The following is a 25,543-nucleotide window of genomic DNA, read 5'->3' on the forward strand; positions in this document are numbered from 1 at the left end:
GGAGAAGCTATGTCCCTTGAAGAAGCCCAACAGGATCTCTCGGATCCGCAGCTGGCACCCATAAGGTTGCAGCAGATCGCGGGGGAGTTCCCGCAGCTGCGCCCGCAGATTGCCTTGCACCCACAGGCCTATCCGGCCTTGCTGGAGTGGCTACAGAACCTGGGGGATGCCGATGTGGATAAGGCGTTGCGCAGGCGGCGTCTTTTTGAAAAACAGGGTGCTACTGCCCAGGAAGAACCTGCGGGGCCTGACCCGGATGAATCTACTCTGGAACAGGAACCAGAGAACATGCCCGCCACTCCTGCCGAAGACGATACGGACCAGGCGCAAGCACCTGCTGAGGACGAATCGCACACCGAGCCGTCCCCCCAGATAGAAGAGCAGAATGATCAGCCAGAGGGGCAGAGCGCGGCTGAGCTTGCGGGCTCTAGCGGGCAGGGTGAAGCTGACAGTGAGGAAGAGGTGCACCACGGTGAACACGTTGCTGCGAACAGCAGCGCAGTCACCGGTGAAGAAGCTCCTAGCATTTCTTATACTTCGGCATATGGGTCGGGTAGGCAGAACCCCGAGGAAACGGTGGTTATCCCCAAATTTGAGCAGGAGCGGATGAAACGCGAATATCAGCCGGCTCCTGCGTCGGGTACTTCGGCGCCCGCTGCTAAGAAGAAGTCGAAAGCAGTACCGATTTTGGCAACCCTGCTGGCCCTAGCCCTAGTTGTGTTGGTGGCCTCGGGAATTTTGTTGTTTAAAAACCGGGGTAAGCGCCCGGCGCCAGCGGCCACACCAACCCAGAGTGAGACAACTCAGGCGGCCCCCGAGACTAAGAGCTCGGAACCGACCGAAAGTGACAGCCCAAGCTGGGATGACCCGGCCAAGGCCCCCTATCCGGTCAGTGGGCAGTACGTGGAAACTGGCGCCTTCGTGATGCCTTCAGGAAATATTGCTTGCAAGCTCGAGGGCGACGGCGTCAGTTGCACTGTCTACCAGAATGATTACCGGCGCGCGGGCGTAGAGAATTGTGGGGACGGCAAGGCAACTCTAGCTGTTGAGGGCGATGCGGCTGCCGTGCTGCGCTGTGGTACGGATGCCCAGACTAGTTCCACTCGTCCCTTGGACTACGGGCAGACTGCGTTCAAAGATAAGGTTGCCTGTTCTGCTACTCAGGATGGGGTGCAGTGCTGGAATCTGGATTCGGGCAAGTCATTCTTCGCGAACCGGCAGGGCTGGTCTAGAGGATCGGACGGCCGCGATCAGTGAGCCTGCGCAAGCTAGACGCGGCACTGCGAAAGTGCAACTTTTCGCCCTCGGGATTTGCGGCCGAACTTGACGAGGCCTGGCAGGACTGGGCGCGTGGGTTAGAATCGCCCACCCAAAGGGCGGTTTCTGGATGGTTGCAGCTGGGTGAGTTGAATGCGTTGCGCGTCGCGATCGCGTTGTTCGTGACGGGGCATCGTGTTTCAAAAGGGCAGGTAGAAGAGTTTTTGCCAGAAGCTACCTGTTTGTGTGACGGGCAGCAGAGGCTGCGCGCTCGCTGGCGCCTGTCGCCGTTGCAAATCAGCATAGACGGCAAGGAGCATACCTGGTTTGTGCCTTCGGATCCGCGTTCGGTACCGGGGGTGCCGCTTCCGGCAGACCACGTGCTGGGCTTGGGCGGGGCAACGAATTCGCTACTGGCGTGGACGCCCAGGGAACACTTCGGTACCGTCCTCGACCTGGGGTGCGGATCGGGAGCGCAGGCGTTGGCTGCTACGGCACACGCTGATTCGGTTACTGGCGTAGATATTTTGCCGCGAGCTCTTGGAGCGGCAGGCGTGGCGGCGCAGCTGGCCGGTGAGTCCGTTGAGCTTTTGCAATCCGATATGTTTTCGGCGGTGCGAGGGCGTCGCTTCGACCTGATCGTCTCTAACCCGCCTTTTGTGATCACCCCGCAGCAGGCGCGCGAGGGCGAGCGGTTCACCTACCGAGACGGCGGGCGTGACGGGGACGATTTGGTTGCCGAGCTAGTCGCAGCCTTGCCCGAGTACCTTAGCGAAGGTGGGGTGGCCGCCCTCATTTGTAATTGGCAGATTACGGGGCAGTGGCGCGAACGTTGGGACTCGTGGTTGTCCCACAGCCCGTTGGATGCTTGGGTGTGCTTGCGTGAAGTTGCCTCGCCGGCCGCATACGCCAAAATGTGGTTACGTGACGAGGGGCTTATTCCCGGAACCGCCGAATACGCTGCGCGGGAAAGGCTGTGGCTTGACGATTTTGATCGCCGCGGCATTACGGGGGTGGGTTTTGGTTACGTGCTGCTACATAGGGGGCAGGGCGTCCCGGTGCGCCGTTTTGAGGACGCGTTGGGCACCGACCGGGCGCCGGGCAGCGAGTTCGCCTCACATCTGCTAACGGCTTTCGCTAGAGAACGCGGAGGAGGATTAGAAGACACGGCTTTAAAGGAGGCGCGGTTGGTTGTGCCTCACGACGTTACTGAGGAACGCTTTTACACGCCTGGGGCGCAGGATCCACAAGTGATTATGTTGCACCAAGGGGGCGGGGTAGGTCGCCAAATTAGGGTAGATACCGCTCTGGCAGGGCTGGCGGGCGCCTGTGATGGGGAGCTTGCCATTGGGCAGATTATTGGGGCCCTTTCGGTGCTTTTAGACGCGGATAAGGGCGAATTGGAGCGCGAATTGTTGCCGCGGGTGCGCGATTTGTACTGGCAAGGATTCTTGCGCGAGACCGCAGACTCGCCTGTGCGGTTTTAGGTAGAGGATTTTGAAGCTAGGGGACTTGTTTTGTTAGAGGGCGCATTTGACACTCCGGGGCGTAGGGGTGCCTTTACTGCAGGGGCATCCTTGTGTGGGATCGCGTTTGGTTGCCTAATCGGGATAATTATTATGGCCGTGCGCGCCCGGTCGGTTGCTTTCCCCGTGTGGGGGGGCAATTGCAGTCAGCTCGTTTGCGGCCTGCGCGTTTGCCACTTGGAATACGTTGAGGGCGGATCCTGACCGGGCTGGACGCACGCTTATTGTGACAGGCGTGGCGGCCTTACTAGTCTCTGTGGTATCCGCAGTAGTTGTTGCTTCAGCCTTCTAACTTTGCCGGCTTGGTAAGGCCGGCTGGCGGGGCCCGTTCATTGGTTTTCTTAGTTGCCTTCTTGCGTGGACCTCAATAGGAGGATAAGTCGCGTCACGACACAGAGACGATGGATTCTTCCAGGCCAGCCCCAACTTCCATGCGCAAATCATTGAATAATAATCAATAGGGGCGGCATTCTGAAGGTTGCTCAAAGCTTGTGCGAAACGTTAGTAAATACTCATTAGGGTTTAATGGTAGTGCTGCCGAATGCGCGCGACATGGGATTCTAACAAAATGAAATATTAAGGTTTGAATTAGTGTCGACAAGGCGTTAATCTGGGGCGGCGCCCGAAACTGGGCGGTGTATGCCCCGATATGCATGCGGCATCGGTGGCGGCGTGATTGGAGGTGCGGTGGTGCACTCAAGGGAGCGGCAGACCACTGCTTCGGTTAAGTTCTATATGCTGTGCTTCATTGCGCAAGTAGTTATTTTGATCGGCAATATTTTATTGCAGTGGAGCCTCGGGGATTCATTTAAACAAGCTACGCACCATTCACTAAATTATTTCATTGGCATTTTTATGGTGATTACCGTTGTGATTGGTGTTGTCGCCTTCAGACGAGCAAACGGCGGCCGCCGAGGCAGAGCTCAGGGGTAAGCCTCAACCCTTCGGTATGCAGTCCAGGTCTGCTGGCGGGGCCGGTGGCCTCGCCAGCAGACTATCTATTTAGATGATTTCTTCGCAGCTGTCTTCTTGGCTGCGGGTTTCTTTGCCGTCGTCTTCTTTGTTGCAGCCTTTTTCGTAGTGGTTTTCTTTGTTGTGGTTTTCTTGGCTGTGCTCCGCTTCGTGGTCTTCTTAGTTGCCTTCTTGCGCGGGCCCTTCGCCCTCTTGTCGGCAAGCAACTGGAAGGCCCGTTCCACCTCTAGGTGTTCTATGCTTTCGCCGCGCGGCACGGTCACATTCGTGGTGCCGTCAGTAATGTAGGGTCCGAAGCGGCCATCCTTGATAACTACTGGTTTTTCAGTGGCCGGATCGGTGCCTAGCTCGCGAAGGGGCGGTTTCGCTGCTCGCCTACCGCGCTGCTTAGGCTGGGAGTAGATCTTCAGTGCCTCTTCCAAGGTGATGGTGAACATCTGCTCTTCAGTCTCTAAGGAACGCGAATCTTTCCCCTTCTTCAGGTAGGGGCCGAAACGCCCATTCTGGGCGGTAATGACCTCGCCAGATTCCGGATCAGTGCCGACCTCACGGGGCAGAGACAGCAGCTGCAAGGCGTCCTCGAAAGTAATGTCCGCAAGGTTTTGAGTCTTCAGTAGCGAAGCAGTCTTGGGCTTAATCTTCTTCTTTCCAGTGCCCTGTTCCTCCTCGGGAATGACCTCGGTGACATAGGGGCCGAAACGCCCGTTCTTAGCCACGATAGTGCGCCCAGTGTTGGGGTATACGCCGAGTTCGCGGCCGTCGTCTGCGGCAGCAGCGTACAGTTCCTTTACCTTTTCGGGGCTCAGCTCGTCCGGAGCCACGTCGTCCGGGATGGAGGCGCGCTTGCCGTCCTTATCTTCCAGGTAGGGGCCGAAACGCCCGACGCGTACCGCCACGCCCTCGCCCAGATCAATGGTGTTGACGGTGCGGGCATCAATGTCGCCCAGCGAGGAAACAGCGTGCTTGAGGCCGGCGACCTCGCCAGATCCATCCGCTCCGAAGTAGAACTGTCCAAGCCATTGCTTGCGATCAGCATTGCCCGCGGCGATCTTGTCCAGGTCCTCCTCCAAAGAGGCAGTGAAGTCGTAGTCGACCAGATCAGGCAGGTTCTGTTCCAACAGGCGGGTGACCGAGAAGGCCAGCCAGGTGGGGATTAGCGCCTGGCCGCGGTGTAGCACGTAGCCGCGATCTCCAATCACGCCAATGGTAGCGGCGTAGGTGGAGGGGCGGCCAATACCGCGTTCTTCCAGGGCTTTTACCAGGGACGCTTCCGTGTACCGCGGAGGCGGGGTAGTGGTGTGCTCGCGGTCCTCGTAGTCGACCTTCTTCACCTGCAACGTGTCGCCCTCGGAAAGCTTCGGCAAACGTACGTTTTCGCCAGCCGATTTGGCGTAGCGATCCTTGTCCCGGCCCTCTTCGTAAGCAGCCAAGAAGCCGCGGTCGGTAATGACCGTGCCGGAGGCCGAGAAAGTGGCTTTACCCTCGGAAGAGTCGGCCTGGATGCGCACGGTAGCTGTTTGCCCGCGAGCATCATTCATCTGCGAGGCCACAGTGCGCTTCCAGATCAGGTCGTAAAGACGCAATTCCGCACCGCTGATCTGCCCGGCCACCTGGTCTGGGGAACGGAAGTGGGCACCCGCTGGGCGGATAGCTTCGTGAGCCTCCTGCGCGCCCTTGGATTTGGTTGCGTAAAAGCGCGGCTTGGCGGGAATCGAGGTGGCTCCGTACAGCTCGCTGGCCTGTTTGCGGGCCGCAGCAATCGCCTGTGACGACAGCGCTGTGGAGTCAGTACGCATGTAGGTGATGAAACCGTTTTCGTACAAGGTCTGGGCAACCCGCATGGTCTGGCGCGAGGACATGCGCAGCTTGCGGGAAGCCTCCTGCTGCAACGTCGACGTGGTAAAGGGCGCCGCCGGCCTGCGCGTGTACGGCTTAGTGTCCAGTTTCTGGACCGTGTATGGGGACGTTTTTTCCAGTGCCTTGCCGAGGGCGGAAGCCTGCTCTGCCTGCAGTACGTGCACCTTGGCCAGCTGGGCCTTCTTTGTCAACTGGCCGTCGTCGCCAAAGTCGCGTCCAGTAGCCAGGCGATGGCCATCGAGTTCTACCAGCTTGGCTTCGAATTCGCCCTCGTCGTTCGCTAAAGTAGCAGCAATATCCCAGTAGGTTGCGGGCACAAATTCGATGCGTTCGCGTTCGCGGTCTACAACCATGCGCGTCGCCACAGACTGAACGCGCCCAGCGGAAGAGCCAGCCTGGACCTTGCGCCACAGTAGCGGAGACACTTCGTAACCGTACAGGCGGTCGAGCACGCGGCGGGTCTCCTGAGCGTCCACCAGGTCAGTATCGAGCTCGCGGGTGTTGGCAAGAGCGTTGGAAATGGCATCCTTGGTGATTTCGTGGAACACCATGCGGTATACGGGAACCTTCGGCTTTAGCACCTGCAGTAGGTGCCATGCGATCGCTTCACCTTCGCGGTCCTCATCTGTTGCCAGATAGAGTTCGTCGGCCTCTTTTAGAGCTTTGCGCAGCTGAGTAACCGTCTTCTTCTTGTCCGGGCTGACAACGTAATAGGGGTCGAAGCCGTCGTCTACGTCCACTGCGAACTTGCCGTAGGGGCCTTTCTTCATGTCGGCAGGTAGGTCGGAGGGTTTAGGCAGGTCGCGCACATGGCCGACTGATGCCAGCACATGAAAAGACGGTCCTAAGTAGCCAGCAATAGTTTTAGCTTTGGCTGGAGACTCGACTATTACTAGCTTCGAGTTCTTGTCTGCCTGCGACACTGCTTCTCCTTATATATGCATTAAAGCCAACTGCCTGAACTGTACTATGTCCCCCTGTCACTTGAGCGAGTCGGCTTATCTGCCGGTTGTCGCGTAAAGGGCGGGTAATGGCCGGGGCGCTGCGGTCGTAATGCCCGATGAAACCGCAGATGAGGGGTTAGTTTGAGGGCGGTCTCCGCCCCGCCCTCAAAAACAATAATGAGTGGTGTAATTCACAAGCGATCTATCTGGTCTGTCCTCACCTTCTGGATGGTCACCTGTTTTTCTAGCGGGCACCGGTGGGGATGCGGTGGCCGTCAGTGGGAACAGTTAGGCTAGAGGCCATGACGGCTAATCTTGCGCAAAATGCTTCAGATGCCCCGCGGGGGCTCTTTATTACCTTTGAGGGCGGCGAAGCTGCCGGCAAATCCACCCAGGTACGGCTGTTGCAGAAAGCGTGTATTGAAGCCGGATTGCAGGTGTTAGTTACGTTCGAACCGGGCGACAGCGCCCTCGGCAAAGAATTGCGCCGGCAGGTGATGAACGGGCCGCAGGATGTAGATCCGCGCACTGAGGCGCTGCTGTACGCCGCCGACCGTGCCTATCACGTGGCCACCAAGATTAGGCCGGCGCTGCAGGCGGGCAAAGTCGTTATTTGTGATCGGTACATCGATTCTTCGGTAGCCTATCAAGGAATGGGCCGCGATCTGGGGGAACAAGAGATTAGACAGCTAAGCGAATGGGCTACGGACGGCCTAAATCCAGACATCACCGTCCTTCTTGACTTAGATCTAGACACCGCCGCCCACCGCTTAGCTGAACGCGGTATGGGCCAGGACCGGATCGAGGGCGCGGGGCGAGCCTTTCACAAACAGGTACGTGCCGCTTTCCTAAATATGGCCCAGGAATCGAACGGGCGGATCTGCCGCATTGACGGATCTAAAACGGTAGAAGAAGTAAAAGAGGACATCTTTAGCGTCCTCGAGCAGTTGCCGTGGTTTGTCCAGCGAGGCATTGAGCTACCGCGGGAGGCGAAGTAGTGAGCGTTTGGGATCAGCTCGTCGGCCAAGAACAGCAGGTGCAGGTATTGCAGAAGGCTGCTTCTGCTGCCAGGCAAATTGTGTGTCAGCGGGGCAGTGGAAACGATGATACGGGCAGGCAGATGTCGCACGCCTGGCTTATTACAGGGCCTCCGGGGTCTGGGCGCTCACTGGCTGCAAAAGCCTTCGCAGCGTCGCTGCAATGCGAGGGTGAAACGGTGGGGTGCGGAAAGTGTCAGGGGTGTACCCAAACTATGGGGGGCACTCATCCGGACGTGCGCTACCTTCGCACCGAGAAAGTAGTTATTTCTATCGAGGAGGCGCGCCAACTTATAGGGGTGGCAGCGCAAGCGCCCTCGCAGGGAAAGTGGCGCGTTATCGTTGTCGAGGACGCAGACCGCATGGTAGAGCGCACCTCGAATGTGCTGCTGAAAGCTATTGAAGAGCCGCCGCCGCATACGGTGTGGTTGCTGTGCGCGCCCAGTCCCGAGGACATGATCACCACGATCCGCTCCCGTTGTAGGGCACTCAACCTGCGGGTGCCGCCGGTGCGGGCGGTGGCCGAGCTGATCGTTGCTCGCGACGGGGTAGACCCGCAGGTGGCAATGTCCGCAGCTCGTGCCGCCCAGTCCCATATTGGCTTGGCGAAGTATCTAGCTACTGATCCGCAGGCGCGCGAACAGAGGCGCAAAACCCTGCTGCGCCCCGCACAGGTACGTTCGGTAGCCGACGCGGTGTTTGCTGCCGGGCAGATGGTGGACCTAGCGAAGGCCGAGGCCGAACGCATTACTGCTACAAAGGATGCGGCAGAGCTAGGAGAGTTGAAAAGGGCGCTGGGGTTGGATGCCGACGCGAAGGTTCCGCCAGCGCTGCGGGCGCAGGTGCGGCAGTTGGAAGAGGAACAAAAACGGCGTGCCACCCGCGCCTTGCGCGACCAGCTCGATCGGGCCATGACGGATCTAATGTCGCTATACCGGGACGTGTACGCCCGCCAGGTAGGAGCCGATGTCGATTTTGTAAACGACGATATGGTAGAGGTGATTTCTGACCTGGCTTCTCAGATGGATACTGCGGCTACGATAGCCAAGATGGATGCAATTGAAGTGGCCCGCCGTCGGCTCGCGCACAATGTCACACCCGTGGTAGCAATAGAAGCGATGTGTGTAGCATTGAGGCCGCACGCCCAGCCAACCCCTTGGGAGTAATTGAATGGTGAAACGGACTGGCAGAATCCTGGCCGCAAGCTTTGCTTTAGTGACGCTCTTAGCTGGGTGCTCAATGGGGCAAAGTAACCAGCCCTCGCGGCAGGAACGGGAAGACCATAAGCAGAGCGCGCCCTCGCCGCAGCTGCAAAAGTTCTACGACCAACGGGTGAAGTGGGGCAAGTGTGATCCGAAGGTTTCCTCTGACAAGAATCTACAGTGCGGCACTATAGAGGTACCCCTGGACTATTCCAAGCCTGCCGGGCGCACAATCAAATTGCAGATGGCTAGGCAGAAGGCTGCTGGCAACAATCCCAAGGGTTCCCTGTTTACTAATCCGGGCGGGCCCGGCCAGTCTGGCATTGAATCTTTGTCGGGGCTAGTTAGCGGTGCCATCGGCTCAGACGTGCAGAAGGCCTACGACTTGGTTAGCTTCGACCCTAGGGGCGTGGGCGCGTCGGCACCTATCGTGTGCAGCTCGGATGAGCAGAAGGATACTTGGCGCAGCATGGATTCTACTGGGGATGCGGGAACTGACATCAAACAGGTGCGCGAACAGGCCGCCCAGTTTGGGCAGCAGTGCCTGGACAAGGATGCGGAGCTGACGAAAAACCTAGACACTGTCTCTGCCGCGAAAGACATGGACGTGATGCGTGCCGCCGTGGGCGACGACAAGCTCACCTACGTTGGCTATTCGTATGGCACCCTACTGGGATCTACCTACGTCAACCATTTCCCGAAACAGTCGGGTCGAATCGTGCTAGATGGCGTGGTAGATCCGAAGGCTGACATGTTTGATCTTTCTCTTGGGCAGGCGGAGCATTTCCAAAAGTCGCTCGCTAAGTTTGCTGACGAGTGCAAGGAGTTTGCTAACTGTCCATTAAAATCGAAGACCAAGGAAGGGCGTCTAAAAGACATCGATAAGTTCTTGAAGTCGCTGGCAGGAAACCCGCTGCGGACCTCGAATTCGAACCGTCCGCTCACTCAGTCCCTAGCTACCGAAGGCACTGTTGCGCCCCTTTACAATTACGAATCGTGGCCGACGCTGGTGGACGCCCTCGACAGGGCTATTAGGCTGCACGACGGCACGCAGTTGCTGTACTTGGCTGATTTTTATGCGTCTAGGAATTCCGACGGCACTTACTCTGACAATTCCTTCGATGCTATGAGCGTCATCAACCAGTTGGATTACCCGGTGGTGGGCGACGCTAAGACGTGGGCTCAGCAAGATGCGCAGCTCGACAAGGTGGCACCAGTGATTGGCAGCACCTTCAAATATGGGCCTCAGGGCGCACAGGCGTCGCCGATCAAGCCTAAGCCTGCGGACGATCCCACGTTCAAAGATGCTCCTAAAGTAGTAATCGTGGGCAACAAGAACGATCCGGCCACCCCGTATAAGTTTGCGCAGTCGCTGCATAGGCAGATCCCAGGGTCTTCGTTGGTTACTCTCGATTCTTGGAATCATTGCGGCTACACGGGCATTTCGAAGTGCGTCAACAAGGCGGTCGAGGCGTATCTACTGCAAGGCGAGCAGCCGGCGAGCGAAGTCAGCTGCAAGCTAGATGAGCGATAGCGGCCACATTGGTTTGATTTGCAGGTGAAAGCTTAGGTAAGCTTTTTCCTGCTGCGCCACCTTAGCTCAGTCGGTAGAGCGATTCACTCGTAATGAATAGGTCGCGGGTTCGATTCCCGCAGGTGGCTCCACTTTTACGGCGGCTTTGATATGCCGGCGTCTGCGTTAGCGGGTGTGCCCAAGGGGCAATTTCAATGCTCGCCATTTGGTCTTCTACGTCTGTGCTGACGGTCTCCGTGGGTACTTCGAGGCGTCCATCGTTGTGCCCTAGATAAAAGTTGGGCTGCAAGCAGCAGTTTCAAACGCGGCTCATAATGAGCAGATAGCCTGACTTGGCGCACTACCGGGAAAACAATTACTGCACTTGAAAGTTAAAGAACACTAATTGATGTGCAAAAAAACACCGACGTAGGGTGGCTTACCATTTGGTAGGTTGAAGGTGTGAAAACTTTTAGCGCAAAAAAGAAATTGACCGCTTCCATGTTCACCCTAGGTTTGGTTGCTGCTGGTTTGTCGGTGGCAGCTCCTGCGCAGGCTGCTCAGCTGCCCATGACTCCCGCAACTTGCAACGTCCTGCACAGGGAAGTGAAACAGGGCAAAACTAGTTTCTCAAATATGGACCGGATTCTGTACGGAAGCAAGCAGACCGTTTACAACAACACAATGGAGTTGTACTCGCAGAGCGCCTACAATGACGCTATCAAAAAGGGTGCCCAGATGTGGGAACAGGCTACTGGGGGCAAACTGAAGTTCAAGATGGTATCGGCTCCGACTCCTCGTTCGGTCACTATTGTTGACGAACACTGGAGGGAAGGGTCCGCCCTCGGGTATGGGGGGCGGGACAGCAAGCGGATCCGCCTGATGATCGACCGTACTCCTGCTGCAAGCCAGCCGATGGTCGTGGCCCACGAAATTGGGCATGTCATAGGCCTTGAGCACACCTGCCGCGGCGATCTTATGGGTGCCGGCTCCGTTATGGGAGCCAAGATTACTGATACTGACGTTGCGCTTGCGTATGCAGCAATCAAAGCTCAGGGCGGAGACAAGTAGCACTTCTCTGTACATAGTAGACAGTTCGGCTGCTACGCATGGGCTTAAGGCTTTAGGGGAGGAACGCACCGCGTCCCTCCCCTAAAGCCTTTCTAGTCCCCGAGCCCACCCTCGCCGTCTACCCAATGCGCGGTAGTGAAATGTACAAGGTGCCAAGTGCCCATGTGAGGCGTGCCGGGGAGTGAAATGTAAGTAGAGAGTTGAACTCTAGCCATTCCCCAGTGGCTGCCATGTGTGGACCGAAAAGGTCCGGGGTGCATTCGCTGTAGCGGCTACCAACTAAAAACTAATCAACCAATTCGGTGGTCCAATTCAGTTCCTGCAGTTGCAAATCCAGGTGGCGGTATTCTTTAGCGGCGTCATCGGCACGATCGCGCAACTGCGAAACCGGGTAGGCGGGCATGAATTTTACTTCCATACGAGTGAAACGATCCTGTCGCGCTGCTGCCTTGTCTGCCAAATTGGAGAAGAAAATATGCCTGCGCTGGGCGTTGTCGCGGGCCGCAATCGCATCCGAAATAGTCTGCTCCCCGGAAAAAGTAGTGGCCGAGTTAGTCCTGTTGATGCGCATAATCAAATTTTGCAGCTTCTGGTGCAGCGCCTCGGCCTGCTCGATCAGCTGAGCCGGATCCTCGGCTGGGTCTTCGCCCTCTTGCACCCTAATGACGTTCTGGGCGCGCTGGCTCAGGTGCGTCAGGCGAGCCTGAATCTGGGCCCTCTCGGATAAAGCTTCAGCAAGTTTCATGTTTTCCTCCCCGGCCATACTAACTTGTATTTCAGGCGCCATGTTCGGCCTCATAAAGACAAAAGGGGTGAACAAAACAGTAGCGGGACGGCCTTGCCGTCCCGCTACTGCGTTCCCCATCTCAGAAAAGAATATGAAGTTGTTCCCCATCTAGAAGTAAGTTTCTAGCTCCTTGTGGCTACCACTATAGGTAGTCAACCTTGGGATACCAGCAAACTAACCTTGGAATTTCCTGGCAATTGCGTTGAGTTGGTGTGAAGGCGGCAGCCTGTCCCTAGCGCTATCGAAAGTAGCCGGGCTGAAAGAACAGTAGCGGGACGGCCTTGCCGTCCCGCTACTGCGTTCCCCATCTCAGAAAAGATATTCTGTGTTATCCCCATTGGAGGCTTCATCAGCCTCACAACACATACTGTAAAGATCCATTCTGAACACACCGTTAAGCAAACCTTAGAATTTCCTAAGGAAAGCTAAATTGGCCGGTCGAAGAGGCTATTTGACCTTTACAACCGTTCTTCCCAGCGCATTTGCCTCAGCGATCGTATCCAGCGCCGTCCCCACTTCATCAAGGGGGACAGTATGCACGAGTGCCCGCAGCAGATCCGGGCTGACGCCCTCGGCAAGATTCTGCCAAAGCTGGGCCCGCAATTCCGGAGCAAGGAACGTGACAGAAACCCCCAGGACGTTGATGCCACGCAGAATCAGGGGCAGCACGTTGGTCTGCAACTTGTTGCCCGCCGCGTTGCCAATGACAGCTACGGAGGCACCCGTGCTGGCGCTACGCAGCAGCCAATCCAAAGTGGTACCCCCAACCACGTCTACACCGCCAGCCCAGCGGGACTTTTCTAGAGGGCGATGCCCAAAGTCCGGGTAGGACTCGATCTGGGCTGCCCCCGCCATCTGCAACAGCTCAGCCACGTTGTCTTTACGCGAGAACGCGTGTACCTCGCGCCCAGCCTTGGCAAGAAGTGCGGTAGCAAGTAGCCCAGCGCCGCCGCTGGCGCCCGTAACCGCAACCGGTCCGTCGGGCAACCCCACCGCTTGCAACTTGTGTACGGCCAGCGCCGCCGCATAACCGGCAGTGCCCAAAGCCGAAGCGGTCCACGTATCCATGTTCTGCGGCAGGGGAGTGACCCATGAAGACGGTACTCGCACGTATTCGCAGTATCCGCCCGGATGCTTCTCAGAAAGAGAAGCGCCCGTAACGGTCACGGGAGTACCCACCGCCAAGCCGGTCTGCCCGGGCTGCTCGATCGTGCCGGTAACATCGCAACCACCAATCAGCGGCAACGACCTGGCAATCGGGGCCTTTCCCGAAGCGGCCAAGCCATCCTTGTAGTTAACTGAAGAATATTCGACACGGATGAGGGCGTCGCCCTCCCCAAGAGCGTCTTCGCCCACTTCGCAAACGCGCCCCGCAGCTCGCCCATCCCTGTCTTCAAGTAGAAAAGCTTTCATAAGCCCTATTGTCGCAAACGTTGCCTGGACTGGGAAGAGACTTAGGACTTTCAGAATTTGGACTAAGGGATGAACTCCGCTCGCCCGCGCGCTAGCGTAGTGACAAGCTAACCCGAAAGGCCTAATCGTGAGCACTATTCCTGGCATTGGTAGCGTTGAACCGAAACCCGCCCTGGACAACCTTGATCTACTAGCAGCTCCGGTAGCGGAGGCACTGGAGGCTGTGGTGGCCGACAATCCTGAGCTCGCCGACCAGGCGCTGGCAGTGGCAATCGACCCTGATCTAGCCGACACGGAAGCGATGACCGAAGCATTCGGCATGGACCTGTCGCTGTCCGCCAACTGTATTCTGGTGGCAGGCAAACGCGCCGGCGAAGAACGAGTCGCCGCCTGCCTCGTGCGCGCTCACACCTTCGCCGACGTCAACCACGTGGTGAAGAAAACCTTGAACGTGCGCAAAGCGTCCTTCTGGCCTCAGGAAAAGGCAGTGGAGGCCTCGGGAATGGAATACGGCGGAATCACGCCGGTCGGGTTGCCCTCCGAATGGCGGCTGCTGATCGACACCAGGTGCACGGAAGGTTGGGCTTGCATCGGCTCCGGCCTGCGCAGCTCCAAGCTCTTTATTACCGGTGAACTGCTAAAGGCATTGCCGGACGCCGAGATTATTGAAGGGCTTGGCGTAGAGCCAAAATAGTCCTTTGCAAAGTAGACTTGGGTCGTGGAGAGCATTGATGGAAGCCGCGCCGAAATAGTGGTGCAGCTGCTTACGCGTATCGAAGCGCTGTGCGCGAATTCGTCCTCGCGCGTGCTGATAGGCATAGCAGGATGCCCCGGCGCCGGAAAGACAACCCTCACGAAGCTTCTGCTGGACGGGATTCCCGAAGCCGCCTGGGTACCCATGGACGGCTTCCACCTTTCCGACGCGGTGCTAACCGACCGCGGCACCCTGGACCGAAAAGGAGCGCCGGATACCTTCGACACCGAGGGGTATTTTTCGGCCCTGCAACGGATCAAAGCTGGACGCGAGGACGTGTATGTGCCGTCTTTTGACCGCGATCTGGAGCAGCCGATAGCTGCCGGTCTGCGAGTACCCGTAGAAGCCAAGGTAGTCATCTCTGAGGGCAATTATCTGCTGCTAGCAAGGGATGAATGGGATCGTATCCACCAACTTTTTGACCAGGTGTGGTTTGTGGATACACCGCCAGAACTGCGAATATCGCGGCTCGTCAACCGGCACATGCGCTACGGCAAGCCACCCCAGTTTGCGCGCGAATGGGTGCAGGAAGTGGACGAAGCCAACGCCGCCCTCATAGAAGAGGACGCGCAAAGTGCAGACTTGCTGGTGCCCTTCGACTAGCAGCTATTAACAGCAAAAGTGGGAGCCAAAAAGGCCCCCACTTTTCTGCCCTATCGCTACCTAAACTGCCGTGGAACCGTCACCTTTCGCGGATGCTGGGACAGATAGGTTTGCCCCTTCTACATCTAGGTGCGGCAGGATCTTGTCCAACCACTTTGGCAGCCACCAGGCCGCGTCTCCCAGTAGGTGCATGAGCGCGGGAATTACTAGTAGACGTACGATGAACGCGTCCAGGATTATGCCCAGCGTCAGACCGAAGCCAATTGACTTGATCATCGGGTTGGAATTGAAAATAAACCCGGCGAAGACTGCGGTCATAATGGTCGCTGCCGCTATAACTACCGTGCGGCCAGAATGTAATCCTTCACGTACTGCCGTACGAGCGTCGATCCCCTTAGAGTGGGCTTCCTTCATGCCCGAGACTAGGAATAGCTGGTAGTCCATTGCCAATCCGAACAGAATGCCCGTCATTATGATCGGTAGGAATGACAGAACCGGACCGGGGGTTGTGATGTTGAATAGCGACGCCAAGTGTCCTTCCTGGAACACCCAGGTGACCCCTCCGAATGCGCCCAGCACGGACAGGGCGAACCCGATTGTTGCTGTCAGCGGCACCAGGATAGAGCGGAACACCACCATCAAGATCAGGAAAGACAGCCCGATCACGATCAGCAGGTACGGTACAAGCGCGTCCGAAATAACTTCCGAAACGTCGATCATTGCCGAGGTCGATCCGGCAACTCCCATCTTGTAGCCGTGGTCCATGTCGCGCAGCTGGTGTACTAGAGTCTCAGTCTGCTTGGCCGACGGGCCGTGTTTGGGTACTACTTGGTAGGCAATCAGCTTGTGATTGTCAGAGGCGCCCACTGGCACCACAGCGGCGACCTCAGCGAGTTTGTTAATTTGCTTGCCGATTTCTACCTGTTTCGAGGTGACGGCGTCTTGGGCGATCGGTTTGTCCAATTCCGCAACGGCTAACAGTGGGCCGTTCATGCCGTCGCCGAATTTATCCTGCATGATCTTGTAGGTCTGGTGAACCTCAGATTCCTTCGCTTCCGAGGATGCGTCAGGTAGCCCAAGACGCATGTTCAAAGACGGAATAGCAAGAGCTGCCAACACCAGCAAACCCGCCACCACGGTCACGGTAGCCCGCATAGTGCCCATGGGCGCAGGAAGGGTGTGCGGTTTTGGATGCTGACCGAGCCCCTCACGTGCTTTCTTAGGAAGAATGCGTAGTCCAATTAGCTTTAGGAGGGCGGGTGTTAGGGTAATTGCCACTAGGATGGCGGTCAAAACCGCGAAAGCTCCGACGGTGCCCATCATGCCAACAATTGAAATGCCCGTAACGTTTAGGGCCAACAGGGCGATGATGACGGTGGATCCAGCGAACACCACGGCTCCGCCCGAGGTGCCGTTGGCAACGCCAATCGAGTCGATTAGGCCCATACCGCGCAGTAGCTGCTTTCGGTGCCTATTCAAGATGAATAGGGAATAGTCGATGCCAACTGCGAGCCCCAACATCAAGCCGAGCACAGGGGTTACCGAGAACATGTCGACGATGCCTGAGAAGGCCATTGCGGTAGTTACAGCGATACCGACCCCTAACAGTGCATTGATTAGGGGCAGTCCGGCACCGATCAGGGTGCCTAACATGAGCAAAAGGACGATGCCTGCGATCACCACTCCCGCTATCTCGCCTGGGCCGACCATTTGCGGCATAGTACGTGCCAGGTCAGTGCCGAAATGGGCCTTGACGCCGTGCATGTCGGTGTCATTGATGGCCTTCATCAAGTCGGCCTTGGAATCCATCGAAACATCCATCAGCTCTTTGTCGAAAGAAATGGAACTGATGGCGGCGGTTCCGTCTTTCGAGATCATGCGCGTTCCGGCGGCCATGTCAGCCATGGCCTTGCCGTCAGTGAGTTGTTTCTTCTTAGCGTCTAATTTTGCTTTGCCGGAATTTAGCTCCCGCTGCTTTTCTTCTAGCAGCTGCTTCTGCTGATCCAGCTCCGCCTGCTGCGGGGCAAGCTGAGCCTCCGCCTCTGGCATGGCTGCCTTGGCTTGATCGAGTTGGGCCTGTCCGGCCTCGATCTGTTTCTTGCCCTGGTCTAGTTGAGCCTGACCCGCCTTGGCCCGTTCTTCGGCCTCGGCAAGCTTGTGCTCGCCGGCAGCCATCTTCTGCATTCCCCTATCCAGCTTTTGCTGTGCGGCGAACGGATCAGTGGCAGTCTTGACGTCCTTTACCTTTTCAGCATTCTTCAGCGCCTGGGCGATGCCTTTGCGCTGTTCTGGGGTAAATTTGTCTGTCGCCGTAAAAACGATCTGACTACTGCCACCGGAAGCTTTCTTGAAGTTCTTCGATAGCTGGTCTGCCACCTTCGAGGTGGGAGTATTTGGTAGGTCGATAGTTGTGGACATTGGGCCGTGGAATAACCCAAATCCCACGAAAGATAGGGCAAGTATCGCTACCCAGGTAACGATAACCGCCCAGGCGTGCTGGGCGCAAAAGCGGCCCAGTCGTTCCAACAGTTTTGCCATAAGTCTTCCTTTAGTAAAAGTGCCTATTTTAGCGGCCGAGGCCGGATTCTAGGCGTGCAAATGCATGCTGCAGATTTTCCTGCCAATCCTCGCGAGCCTTCCTAGAGAGATGGCCGGGAACCGGTGAATATTTCGGAACCCACTCGCGGGCGCACAGCGATACGGCAAGAAACAGCGAACCAACAGTGAGACGTATATCGAGTACGGAAATATTGGGATATTTCTGTTGTAGTCCTGTCTGGAACGCGTAGCTCAGCTGGCCAAAAACCTGTCCAAAAAGCTGATTAGTTTTTTCTTGTCTGCTAGAAAAGCTGTTAATTACCTGATCAAAATAGGCAATTTGTTCAGGTAGATCGGCTTCTACAAGTGCGTTAGCTGTGTTGTGAAAAAGGTCCGCAACCGTGGCAGTTTCGGGATTTGTGTCCCGCTCCAAGATTGCATTTCCGAGGGCGGAAAAGACCTGTGCGCAGTGTTCTACTACTGCTTCGTCCAACGAGGCAAAGTGGTTGAAAATCGTGCGCCTGGATACGCCCGCTTTGCGGGCGAGTCCAGTAGCGGTAAGCTCGCTCAACTCGCCGCCCTCGATGGTGGCATCGATGGCTGCGAGTATGGCGTCCCTGGATGAGGACGCGGTGCGAGGCATGCGTCGTACGTTCACGTATGAAGATGGTACGCGCCGTTTGCACTGAGTGCAATTGCGCAGTTGAGAGTTATGACACTACTGAATGTTTGAGCATGCAGGGTCGACTTTACGGAAGGGTGCTAATCTAACCCGATGTCGAAAGCGGCGTCGAGATCTTCGCGTGAGTAGGTGCGGAAAGCTAGGTGGGTGATCAGTTTTTCCACGCCCTCGACCTTAGCGATCTGGTCAGAAATTACCTTGGCTATTTCGTCGTGAGACGACACGCGCACGATCGCAATCAAGTCGGCTTCGCCGGTGGTGGAGTAGACCTCAGCTACCCCGTCTATAGCGGCCACCTTTTTTCCCACGGTGGTGATCTTGGCGGGCGTTATGTTGAGCATGACAATAGCGGTAAGCATTTTTCCTCCTAAAGCTCACCCAACCTTACCTTTAAAAGAGGTGCGAGAGTGCGCCGGCGATAAACCGGTATCCAGTTGCCTTATATGTTGAAGGGTTGGGATCGCAGGTAAGGTAGCAAACATTAGTCTATTTTAATCTTAAGCGCTTGCAATCCTGAGAAATTCCTTGGAATGGTATGGGGTGTTCGAGCTAGCGTCAAAAATTTTTCCAATATGAAAAATAATAATGCTGCACGCTTTATCTATTGCAGAAAATGAATTAATCGTTATACGGTGATGGTGACATAGGAAGATAAATAAGGAGCACGCAATATGGCCAAGATGGTGAAGACGATTTTGCTAGACGACGTTGACGGTTCGCAGGCTGCGTCCACAGTTCAGTTTGGGTACCAGGGCGTCCAATATGAAATCGATCTTAGCGACGAAAATGCTAAGAAATTCCAAGAACTAATGCAGCCATGGGTTGATGCGGGGCGCAGGACTGGTGGACGGCGTCGTTCCGGTACCGCAGTTAAAAGCAAGACTAAGGCTGCAGAAATTCGCGAATGGGCACGGGAAAAGGGGCTTGATGTTCCCGATCGTGGCCGTATTCCGGTAGAAATTCGTGAGCGCTACGCTCAGGAAGTCGAAGACTAATTCACTCTGCAATGTGGCAGTTAAGCCATTGGTCCTCTTTTGTGCATGCCGTGAGCGTGAAAGGATAAAAGTATGACTTACAAACTAGTACTGCTCCGCCATGGGCAGAGCGAATGGAACGCTAAGAACCTGTTTACTGGTTGGGTTGACGTGCCGCTTTCCGAAGCTGGCCGCGAAGAGGCAGTTCACGGAGGTGAGCTGCTGAAGAAGGAGGGCATTCTTCCTGACCTGCTGTTCACCTCTATGTTGCGTCGCGCCATCTCCACTGCAAACCTCGCGTTGGACGCTTGCGATCGTCACTGGATTCCGGTGGAGCGCTCTTGGCGTCTGAACGAGCGTCACTACGGCGCCCTCCAAGGTAAGAACAAGAAGGAAATTCGCGACGAATACGGCGAAGAGCAGTTCATGCAGTGGCGTCGTTCCTACGACAATCCGCCGCCGCAGATCGAACTTGGTTCCGAGTTCAGCCAAGACAAGGATCCGCGCTACCAGGGCGAACCTATTCCTGCCACCGAGTGCTTGAAGGACGTTCTGGAACGCATGCTGCCCTACTGGGAGCAGACCATCCTTCCCGCAGTGAAAACTGGCAAGACCGTTTTGGTGGCAGCCCACGGCAACTCGCTGCGTGCGCTCGTCAAGCACCTAGATGGCATCTCTGACGAGGAGATCTCGGGTCTGAACATTCCGACCGGTGTACCGCTCTACTACGAACTAGACGAGGAAACTCTGAAGCCCGTAAAGGCTGGCGGCACCTATCTTGATCCGGATGCACAGGCAAAGATTGAAGCTGTAGCAAACCAGGGCAAGTAGCCTTAAAAAATGGGGTCGGGAATTATCCCGGCCCCATTTTTTATGCCCGCTTTGCGAGCAAAATCTAGGTGCGCCCTCGCCGCTAGTAAACGGAAGAGGGCGCACCTACCAGCTTCCCGTTTAGTTCCCTTCGGCGGGGAAGTCGTGGGCATGTGCTACGGCAATGCCCTGAATTTGAAATGCGAGCCGGCGAGCTACAGAGGTTGCGTGATCGCCAAAGCGTTCAAAGAATCGGGCCAATAGCAAGATATTCGCGATCTGCTGCCTGGATAGTTCGATAGATTCATCCAGCACCAGCTTATTTATTTCGATTTCTAGATCGTCAATCGCGTCGTCCTGGTCCTGGATCTTACCGGCCAGCTTAATGTCCTTATCAGTGAGGGCATCAACGACGTTGTGAGCCGCCTGCACAACCAGCTTGGCCATCTGATCGATCTTTTGCTGGATAGGTTCCGGGGCTGGCTTGCTCGGGTGAGACTGGCGCACGATCTGGGCGACGTGCCTGGCCAGATCGCCCATGCGCTCCAAAGTCTGCGACACGCGCAGCGAGGTGATCACAATGCGCAAGTCCGTAGCAACCGGGGCCTGCAAGGCCAGCAGTTGCACGCACTGGTCATCGACGTGATCGGCTAGTTCGTCGATTCGATCGTCGGCGTCGATGGTCTGTTCTGCAACCACCACATCGCAGGTATTCATCGCTTCAACAGCGCGCTCCATAGCGCGGCGTACGTAACGGGACATGCGCAGAAGGTCCTCGTCTAGAGTGTCCATCTGAGTAATAAATTCTTGACGCATGAGGCTCCTTAGACCAATAGTTGTGCAGCTTTTATCTAACCAGTCACCAGTGAACTGAAGTCGGTATCTAAGTGAACAATGAGTTAATCCTACAGTTGCGTTAGTCACCGCGTCCTACTTCGGCGTATGTTTTAAAAATGAGCTTAGGCGTAACCATTCTCGCGGCACTCCTGGGCCTCACTGTAGGGGTGGGATCTATGGTGGCTTACTTCGTTTCTGAAAGATCCCGCCGCAAACCAATCGAAATTGAACGGCCAGTTCTTTCCTCTGACCTACTTTCAGTGCTTGCGGTAATCCCCGGTAGCGCCATTGTGCTTGACGAAAAAGACAGGGTGCTGCGCGCCGGTGCCTCCGCCCTCGCCTACGGCTTCATTCAAAACGACCAGGTAGTGAGCCAAGAGCTGCTGCGTGACGTGCATGAACTGCGCTCCCAGGGGCGTGTCAGCGAACGTAAACTAATCGTCGACAAGGGCGGAAATCCGCCTAAGCCACTGCGCCTGCAAGTGCGCGTAGCCCCACTGGCACATGGGTTGGTGCTCATCCTGGTACAGGATGTTTCAGCCGCCGAACGGGTGCAAGACATGCGCATCGACTTCACCGCCAACGTTTCGCACGAACTAAAAACACCAATCGGAGCCATCCGCCTGCTCACCGAGACTATCCGCGACAACGCGGACGATCCCAAAGCCGTGGCCCGCTTTTCAAAGAACTTGGAAAAAGAGGCAGACCGGCTCTCCGCCCTCGTCCGCGACATCATGGACCTGTCGCGCGTGTCAGTTGAAGACCCGCTAGCGAAGGGGATAGCCGTAACGGTCGACTCGGTGGTGCGCGAAGCAACCGACCGCTGCCGCATCCTGGCTGAAGAATCCGGGGTAACCCTGAAGGTAGGCGACCCCTGCTATGCCCGCGTGTACGGCGATCGCGACCAACTCATTACTGCCGTTCGCAACCTAATCGACAACGCGATCCGCTATTCTGAACCCAACACTCCCGTATCCGTTTCCGCCAAAGTTGAAGATGACCTGGTGCGAATAGCCGTAGTAGATCGCGGCATAGGCATTCCCGCTAAAGCCCGCAACCGTATTTTTGAACGGTTCTACCGAGTCGACAAAGCCAGGTCTCGCCAAACTGGGGGCACCGGGCTGGGATTGGCAATCGTAAAGCACATTGCTGCCGAGCATAGAGGTACTGTGACCTGCTGGTCTACCGAAGGAGCAGGATCAACATTTACCCTTGTATTACCCGAAGCATCTGAGCTGCGCGGCAACGACGACTAACAAGGAGGGGTGCAGCCCATGGTCACGATCATGGTGGTCGAGGACGAACCAAACTTTCTGGAACCGCTAACCTTCAACCTCGAAAAGGACGGCTACAAAGTAATTGGGTGCGAGGACGGGGAAACCGCCCTCAAGACCTTTGCCGCCAACGATGTTGACCTGGTGGTGCTCGACCTGATGCTGCCCGGCGTGGACGGAGTCGAAGTGTGCAGGCAGATCCGGAAGACGTCCTCGGTACCAATCATCATGTTGACCGCCCGCGACGACGTGGTAGACCGCGTCGTCGGGCTTGAGGTTGGAGCGGATGACTACGTGTCGAAGCCCTACTCCTATCGAGAACTGGCCGCACGCATCAAAGCGGTGTTGCGCCGTGGTGGCACAGACGCCCTAGACAGCGAAGTGCTAGAGGTTGGCAACGTCCGCATGGACGTGGAACGGCACCAAGTGTTGGTGGGGGGCAAGGAAGTAACCATGCCTCTTCGTGAATTCGAATTGCTGGAACTGTTGCTGCGGAACCGGGATCGCGTCTTGACTCGCGGGCAGATCCTGGATCGGCTGTGGGGCGCCAACTTTATAGGCGACACAAAGACGCTGGACGTGCACATCAAGAGGGTACGGTCGCACATCGAGGGCAATCCCTCCAAACCGAAACTGCTGGTAACGGTACGTGGGCTCGGCTACAAGATCACCAGTCCTCGGGCTACCAGCCACCCAGCCAACTAATAGGGCGTTCTGCCTATCCAGGCGGTCTTTGCCCGCAGCGATATGCGGGGCTGCGGGCCTAGCGCATGTTAGGATGGAAGTCTGAAACTATGGTTAAAGGGGCTAAAAACATGACCTTTGAAGTCGGCGAAACAGTCGTATACCCGCACCACGGTGCGGCCGTTATCGAAGATGTCTCGACTCGCATGCTCAAGGGCGAAGAAAAACTTTACCTGACTTTGCGCGTGGCGCAGGGCGACCTGACCATCCAAGTTCCCGCAGAAAACTGCGAAATGGTGGGAGTGCGCGACGTGGTGGATCAGAAGGGGCTCAAGGAAGTCCACGAGGTCCTTATGGAACAGAACACCGAAGAGCCCACTAACTGGTCGCGGCGGTACAAGGCCAACGTGGAAAAGATTGCTACCGGTGACATTGTGCGCGTAGCTGAAGTTGTGCGCGACCTGTCCCGCCGCGACAACGAGAAGGGCCTTTCTGCAGGTGAAAAGCGGATGCTCGCAAAGGCTCGGCAGATTCTGATTTCCGAGCTGGCGCTTGCTCGCGAAACTGACGAGGAGGAAGCCACCGCCCAGCTAGACAAGGTGTTGGCAGAATCTGATCCGACCTTGCAGGCCGAAGCCGAAGAGGCCGCCGAAAAGGTCAAGGAAGCCAAAAAGGCGAAGTAGTGCGGCCCTGTTGGGCGGTCATCACTGCCGCCGGATCGGGGGTGCGCCTGGGGTGTGAGGGCCCCAAAGCGCTGGTTGACGTAGCGGGGCGGTCCATGCTGTCCCGCTCGCTCGACATTTTCAAAGCGGATCCGCAGGTAGAGCGCATCTGCGTGACCGCGCCGGTCGAATGGGTGGACCGTTTTGGTGCGCTCGTCGGCCCAGGCGTAAGGGTCGTGCCGGGCGGCACTGACCGGCAAACTTCCGTGCGTGCCGGTATCGAAGCGGTCAGCGATAATGCAGCCTGGCCGAATACGCAGGCCGAGGGCGCGATGCTGCTTATTCACGATGCGGCAAGACCATTTACTCCGGCCGAAGTGCTCCGGAGGATCATCGAACGATTAGAGGCCGGGGCTAATGCTGTGCTTCCGGCTGTCCCGGTCACGGATACCATTCGCCAGGTGGGTGCGGACGGGAGCCAAAATTCGGCAAGCCAGGTGGCGGGCGCCCTCGTCGATAGAAGTGGGCTGAGGGCAATGCAGACTCCGCAAGGTTTCGATGCGGACTTTATTTGTCAGGCTTACCGGCAAGTTGGCGATGTCAGTGCGTTCACAGACGATGGGGCAATAGCGCAGGCAGTAGGCGAACAGGTGGTGCTAGTGCCCGGCGACTCCATGTCTTTCAAGATCACCGTTCCGCTAGATTTGCAGTTGGCTGAGGCAGTAGCCGCCCTCTAACCAGTATTTGTGTCGAAAGCCTATCGGATGGTCGACGGCGTATCGGAATGCGTGCAGTAAGGTATGCCCTGGATAAAATGGTGTGCTCTCGGCATTCTAGAAGCTATCCTCAGCAAAACTATCCACAGGCGTGTAAGAAGTAGCCTGGAAATAAAATCTGTACATGGCGACAATCTGAGCAGATCTCCTCCTCAGATCGGATTCAAATGTTGCCAGAACTATTGCGCAAGTCATCCGTAAGTCGCCGCGCGCTCAGCAAAAGCATTGAGACTGGAAGTATTGTCGATGCGGGCAGATCATTCTGCTTTCGAATACCGCCAGGCTTGCGACGTTGGCAGCTGCGTAATTTTGTTGCACTAGGACGGATGCTGGCTATCCAGGCGCGAAGTAAGAAAGAACTGGTGTTTATTGGCAAAGCAGCAGCGTTACTACACGAACTACCTGTATTTGGGTCGCTGCCACACATAGATTTCAGTTCGGGACTCAGCACCCATCTGGTACTTCCTGGCGGGCGGGCAGTTTCCGAGGGCGGGGATTCCATCGTCTTTGGCAGTGCGCTTGCTCGTGGTCACCGGCGTCGACCGAAAGCTACTACGAAGTTAGAAGGTAGCCTCTGCGCCTCCAGCCTCCAAGAGACATGTGCCCAGGCAGCAATGAATGCGTCTGGGGCGCAGGCGCTCGCAATATTGGATGCGGCACTTCGCACGTATATCCCCCAATCTGTGCTCCGCACTCGCAATGTAGATGGCTACGCGGCAATTGCGCGTCAAAGTATCTTTGAAATCCTGAATAGGAATGCCTCTACCCGCGGTATTAGGGGAGCGCGGGAGCTGCTTGCTATAGCTAGTCCGCTTTGCGAATCGCCTGCTGAATCTTTGGCGCACTATAGTGCCTACCTGTCTGGGCTGGAATATGTCCTCCAACATAAAGTCTGGGCAGTTCAGAAGCATTTTTACTTGGACCTATATTTCCCTAAATATGGGGTTGCGATTGAGATTGACGGTTTTGGAAAATATGTGGATTTGAGCAAACGAACTACTCAGCAGACGATTGATGCCGAGCATTCTCGCCAGAATCTGATTCAGTCTGGTGGCATTAAGGTAATCAGGACGAATTGGAACGATTTGCAAGATAGTAATGCCAACGCCAGATATTTTCTGCAGTTGTGCAAGCAATCTGGGCGGCCGTTGCGCCATACCTATACTCGGGCAACGAGAGCGCTAGAGCATTCGTGGTAGTGCGTTAAGGGCTGCTAATAGCATCCACGTCGAAAGCACATTGAACAGTTGGCGGCCTATCGAAAAGTGCGCCGTAGGGTGTGCTTTGGACCAAATGATGTGCTTTGAGCGGGGCAATGCGCCGCGAGCAAGACGATAGGCTTTCGGGGGGGGGAAAAAAAGAAAAGATCG

23 protein-coding genes and 1 tRNA gene are annotated in these 25,543 nt (G+C 56.5%); 17 read left to right on the plus strand and 7 right to left on the minus strand.

Going from position 1 to position 25,543, the window contains the following annotated elements; translation table 11 throughout:
* The first annotated feature begins 9 nt into the window (after nt 1-9).
* The 3 genes from AC1EKG_RS09780 to AC1EKG_RS09790 all read left to right on the plus strand — a co-directional run bounded on the left by AC1EKG_RS09780 (nt 10) and on the right by AC1EKG_RS09790 (nt 3,716).
* Entirely contained in the window at nt 10-1,257 is a 1,248-nt protein-coding gene (locus AC1EKG_RS09780) for a variant leucine-rich repeat-containing protein (protein ID WP_004806980.1), read from the plus strand.
* A complete protein-coding gene (locus tag AC1EKG_RS09785) occupies nt 1,254-2,744 on the plus strand; it encodes a methyltransferase (protein WP_004806978.1) in 1,491 nt (496 codons plus the stop codon). Before AC1EKG_RS09780 ends, AC1EKG_RS09785 begins: the two co-directional genes overlap by 4 nt.
* Before the next feature lie 678 nt (nt 2,745-3,422).
* Complete coding sequence (locus tag AC1EKG_RS09790) at nt 3,423-3,716, plus strand: hypothetical protein (RefSeq protein WP_040315133.1); 294 nt, start codon at nt 3,423-3,425, stop codon at nt 3,714-3,716.
* Nucleotides 3,717-3,781: 65 nt separating this feature from the next.
* Here the strand turns inward: AC1EKG_RS09790 and topA are convergent, their stop codons facing one another.
* Nucleotides 3,782-6,535: a type I DNA topoisomerase gene (gene topA, locus AC1EKG_RS09795; RefSeq protein WP_004806974.1), complete on the minus strand. Its 2,754-nt coding sequence runs from the start codon at nt 6,533-6,535 to the stop codon at nt 3,782-3,784.
* Nucleotides 6,536-6,858: 323 nt separating this feature from the next.
* Here topA and tmk point away from each other — a divergent pair, with 323 nt between their 5' ends.
* The 5 genes from tmk to AC1EKG_RS09820 all read left to right on the plus strand — a co-directional run bounded on the left by tmk (nt 6,859) and on the right by AC1EKG_RS09820 (nt 11,379).
* On the plus strand, nt 6,859-7,554 hold the full coding sequence (gene tmk, locus AC1EKG_RS09800; RefSeq protein WP_004806971.1) for a dTMP kinase: 696 nt from the start codon (nt 6,859-6,861) through the stop codon (nt 7,552-7,554).
* On the plus strand, nt 7,554-8,759 hold the full coding sequence (locus AC1EKG_RS09805) for a DNA polymerase III subunit delta' (RefSeq protein ID WP_004806969.1): 1,206 nt from the start codon (nt 7,554-7,556) through the stop codon (nt 8,757-8,759). Before tmk ends, AC1EKG_RS09805 begins: the two co-directional genes overlap by 1 nt.
* Nucleotides 8,760-8,763: 4 nt before the next feature.
* Entirely contained in the window at nt 8,764-10,329 is a 1,566-nt protein-coding gene (locus AC1EKG_RS09810) for an alpha/beta hydrolase (protein WP_004806967.1), read from the plus strand.
* 55 nt (nt 10,330-10,384) lie between these two features.
* Nucleotides 10,385-10,460 (plus strand) — tRNA-Thr (locus tag AC1EKG_RS09815).
* A gap of 310 nt (nt 10,461-10,770) precedes the next feature.
* The gene (locus AC1EKG_RS09820) at nt 10,771-11,379 is read left to right on the plus strand and encodes a hypothetical protein (protein WP_481067847.1); all 609 of its coding nucleotides are present in this window, start codon (nt 10,771-10,773) and stop codon (nt 11,377-11,379) included.
* A gap of 286 nt (nt 11,380-11,665) precedes the next feature.
* Here the strand turns inward: AC1EKG_RS09820 and AC1EKG_RS09825 are convergent, their stop codons facing one another.
* Complete coding sequence (locus AC1EKG_RS09825; RefSeq protein WP_040315257.1) at nt 11,666-12,124, minus strand: DIP1984 family protein; 459 nt, start codon at nt 12,122-12,124, stop codon at nt 11,666-11,668.
* Between the two features lie 489 nt (nt 12,125-12,613).
* Nucleotides 12,614-13,579 (minus strand): acrylyl-CoA reductase family protein, encoded by a 966-nt coding sequence (locus AC1EKG_RS09830; protein WP_004806962.1) that lies wholly within the window; start codon nt 13,577-13,579, stop codon nt 12,614-12,616.
* Nucleotides 13,580-13,706: 127 nt separating this feature from the next.
* On the opposite strand from AC1EKG_RS09830, the gene AC1EKG_RS09835 reads away from it, so the two are divergent.
* Together AC1EKG_RS09835 and AC1EKG_RS09840 are read left to right on the plus strand one after the other, a co-directional pair.
* Nucleotides 13,707-14,273 (plus strand): YbaK/EbsC family protein, encoded by a 567-nt coding sequence (locus tag AC1EKG_RS09835; RefSeq protein WP_004806959.1) that lies wholly within the window; start codon nt 13,707-13,709, stop codon nt 14,271-14,273.
* Between the two features lie 24 nt (nt 14,274-14,297).
* Complete coding sequence (locus AC1EKG_RS09840; protein ID WP_004806958.1) at nt 14,298-14,936, plus strand: nucleoside/nucleotide kinase family protein; 639 nt, start codon at nt 14,298-14,300, stop codon at nt 14,934-14,936.
* 60 nt (nt 14,937-14,996) lie between these two features.
* On the opposite strand, the gene AC1EKG_RS09845 is transcribed toward AC1EKG_RS09840, so the two are convergent.
* From AC1EKG_RS09845 to AC1EKG_RS09855, 3 genes are all read right to left on the minus strand, one after another.
* Nucleotides 14,997-17,474, minus strand: coding sequence for an MMPL family transporter (locus tag AC1EKG_RS09845; RefSeq protein ID WP_004806956.1), 2,478 nt, complete (start codon nt 17,472-17,474; stop codon nt 14,997-14,999).
* 28 nt (nt 17,475-17,502) lie between these two features.
* Nucleotides 17,503-18,132, minus strand: a complete 630-nt coding sequence (locus AC1EKG_RS09850) for a TetR/AcrR family transcriptional regulator (RefSeq protein WP_141740519.1) — start codon at nt 18,130-18,132, stop codon at nt 17,503-17,505.
* A gap of 104 nt (nt 18,133-18,236) precedes the next feature.
* The gene (locus tag AC1EKG_RS09855; protein ID WP_004806952.1) at nt 18,237-18,515 is read right to left on the minus strand and encodes an Lrp/AsnC family transcriptional regulator; all 279 of its coding nucleotides are present in this window, start codon (nt 18,513-18,515) and stop codon (nt 18,237-18,239) included.
* Between the two features lie 312 nt (nt 18,516-18,827).
* Between AC1EKG_RS09855 and AC1EKG_RS09860 the strand changes: the two genes are divergently transcribed.
* Both AC1EKG_RS09860 and AC1EKG_RS09865 read left to right on the plus strand, forming a co-directional pair.
* Nucleotides 18,828-19,151 carry a histone-like nucleoid-structuring protein Lsr2 gene (locus tag AC1EKG_RS09860; RefSeq protein ID WP_004806950.1) on the plus strand — a complete coding sequence of 108 codons (324 nt, stop codon included), beginning with the start codon at nt 18,828-18,830 and terminating at the stop codon, nt 19,149-19,151.
* Between the two features lie 72 nt (nt 19,152-19,223).
* A complete protein-coding gene (locus tag AC1EKG_RS09865) occupies nt 19,224-19,961 on the plus strand; it encodes a phosphoglyceromutase (protein WP_004806948.1) in 738 nt (245 codons plus the stop codon).
* Between the two features lie 120 nt (nt 19,962-20,081).
* On the opposite strand, the gene phoU is transcribed toward AC1EKG_RS09865, so the two are convergent.
* Entirely contained in the window at nt 20,082-20,756 is a 675-nt protein-coding gene (gene phoU, locus AC1EKG_RS09870; protein WP_004806946.1) for a phosphate signaling complex protein PhoU, read from the minus strand.
* A gap of 137 nt (nt 20,757-20,893) precedes the next feature.
* Between phoU and AC1EKG_RS09875 the strand changes: the two genes are divergently transcribed.
* From AC1EKG_RS09875 to AC1EKG_RS09895, 5 genes are all read left to right on the plus strand, one after another.
* A complete protein-coding gene (locus AC1EKG_RS09875) occupies nt 20,894-22,033 on the plus strand; it encodes a sensor histidine kinase (protein WP_004806944.1) in 1,140 nt (379 codons plus the stop codon).
* 18 nt (nt 22,034-22,051) lie between these two features.
* Nucleotides 22,052-22,756, plus strand: a complete 705-nt coding sequence (locus AC1EKG_RS09880; protein WP_048706610.1) for a response regulator transcription factor — start codon at nt 22,052-22,054, stop codon at nt 22,754-22,756.
* A 110-nt stretch (nt 22,757-22,866) separates the two neighbouring features.
* Nucleotides 22,867-23,418 carry a CarD family transcriptional regulator gene (locus AC1EKG_RS09885; RefSeq protein WP_004806940.1) on the plus strand — a complete coding sequence of 184 codons (552 nt, stop codon included), beginning with the start codon at nt 22,867-22,869 and terminating at the stop codon, nt 23,416-23,418.
* Entirely contained in the window at nt 23,418-24,134 is a 717-nt protein-coding gene (gene ispD, locus AC1EKG_RS09890; protein WP_004806938.1) for a 2-C-methyl-D-erythritol 4-phosphate cytidylyltransferase, read from the plus strand. The genes AC1EKG_RS09885 and ispD overlap by 1 nt, the downstream gene beginning before the upstream one ends.
* Before the next feature lie 323 nt (nt 24,135-24,457).
* A complete protein-coding gene (locus AC1EKG_RS09895) occupies nt 24,458-25,372 on the plus strand; it encodes a PDDEXK family nuclease (protein ID WP_141740518.1) in 915 nt (304 codons plus the stop codon).
* Nucleotides 25,373-25,543 lie beyond the last annotated feature (171 nt).

This window comes from Winkia sp. C0117E2 (assembly GCF_056590455.1).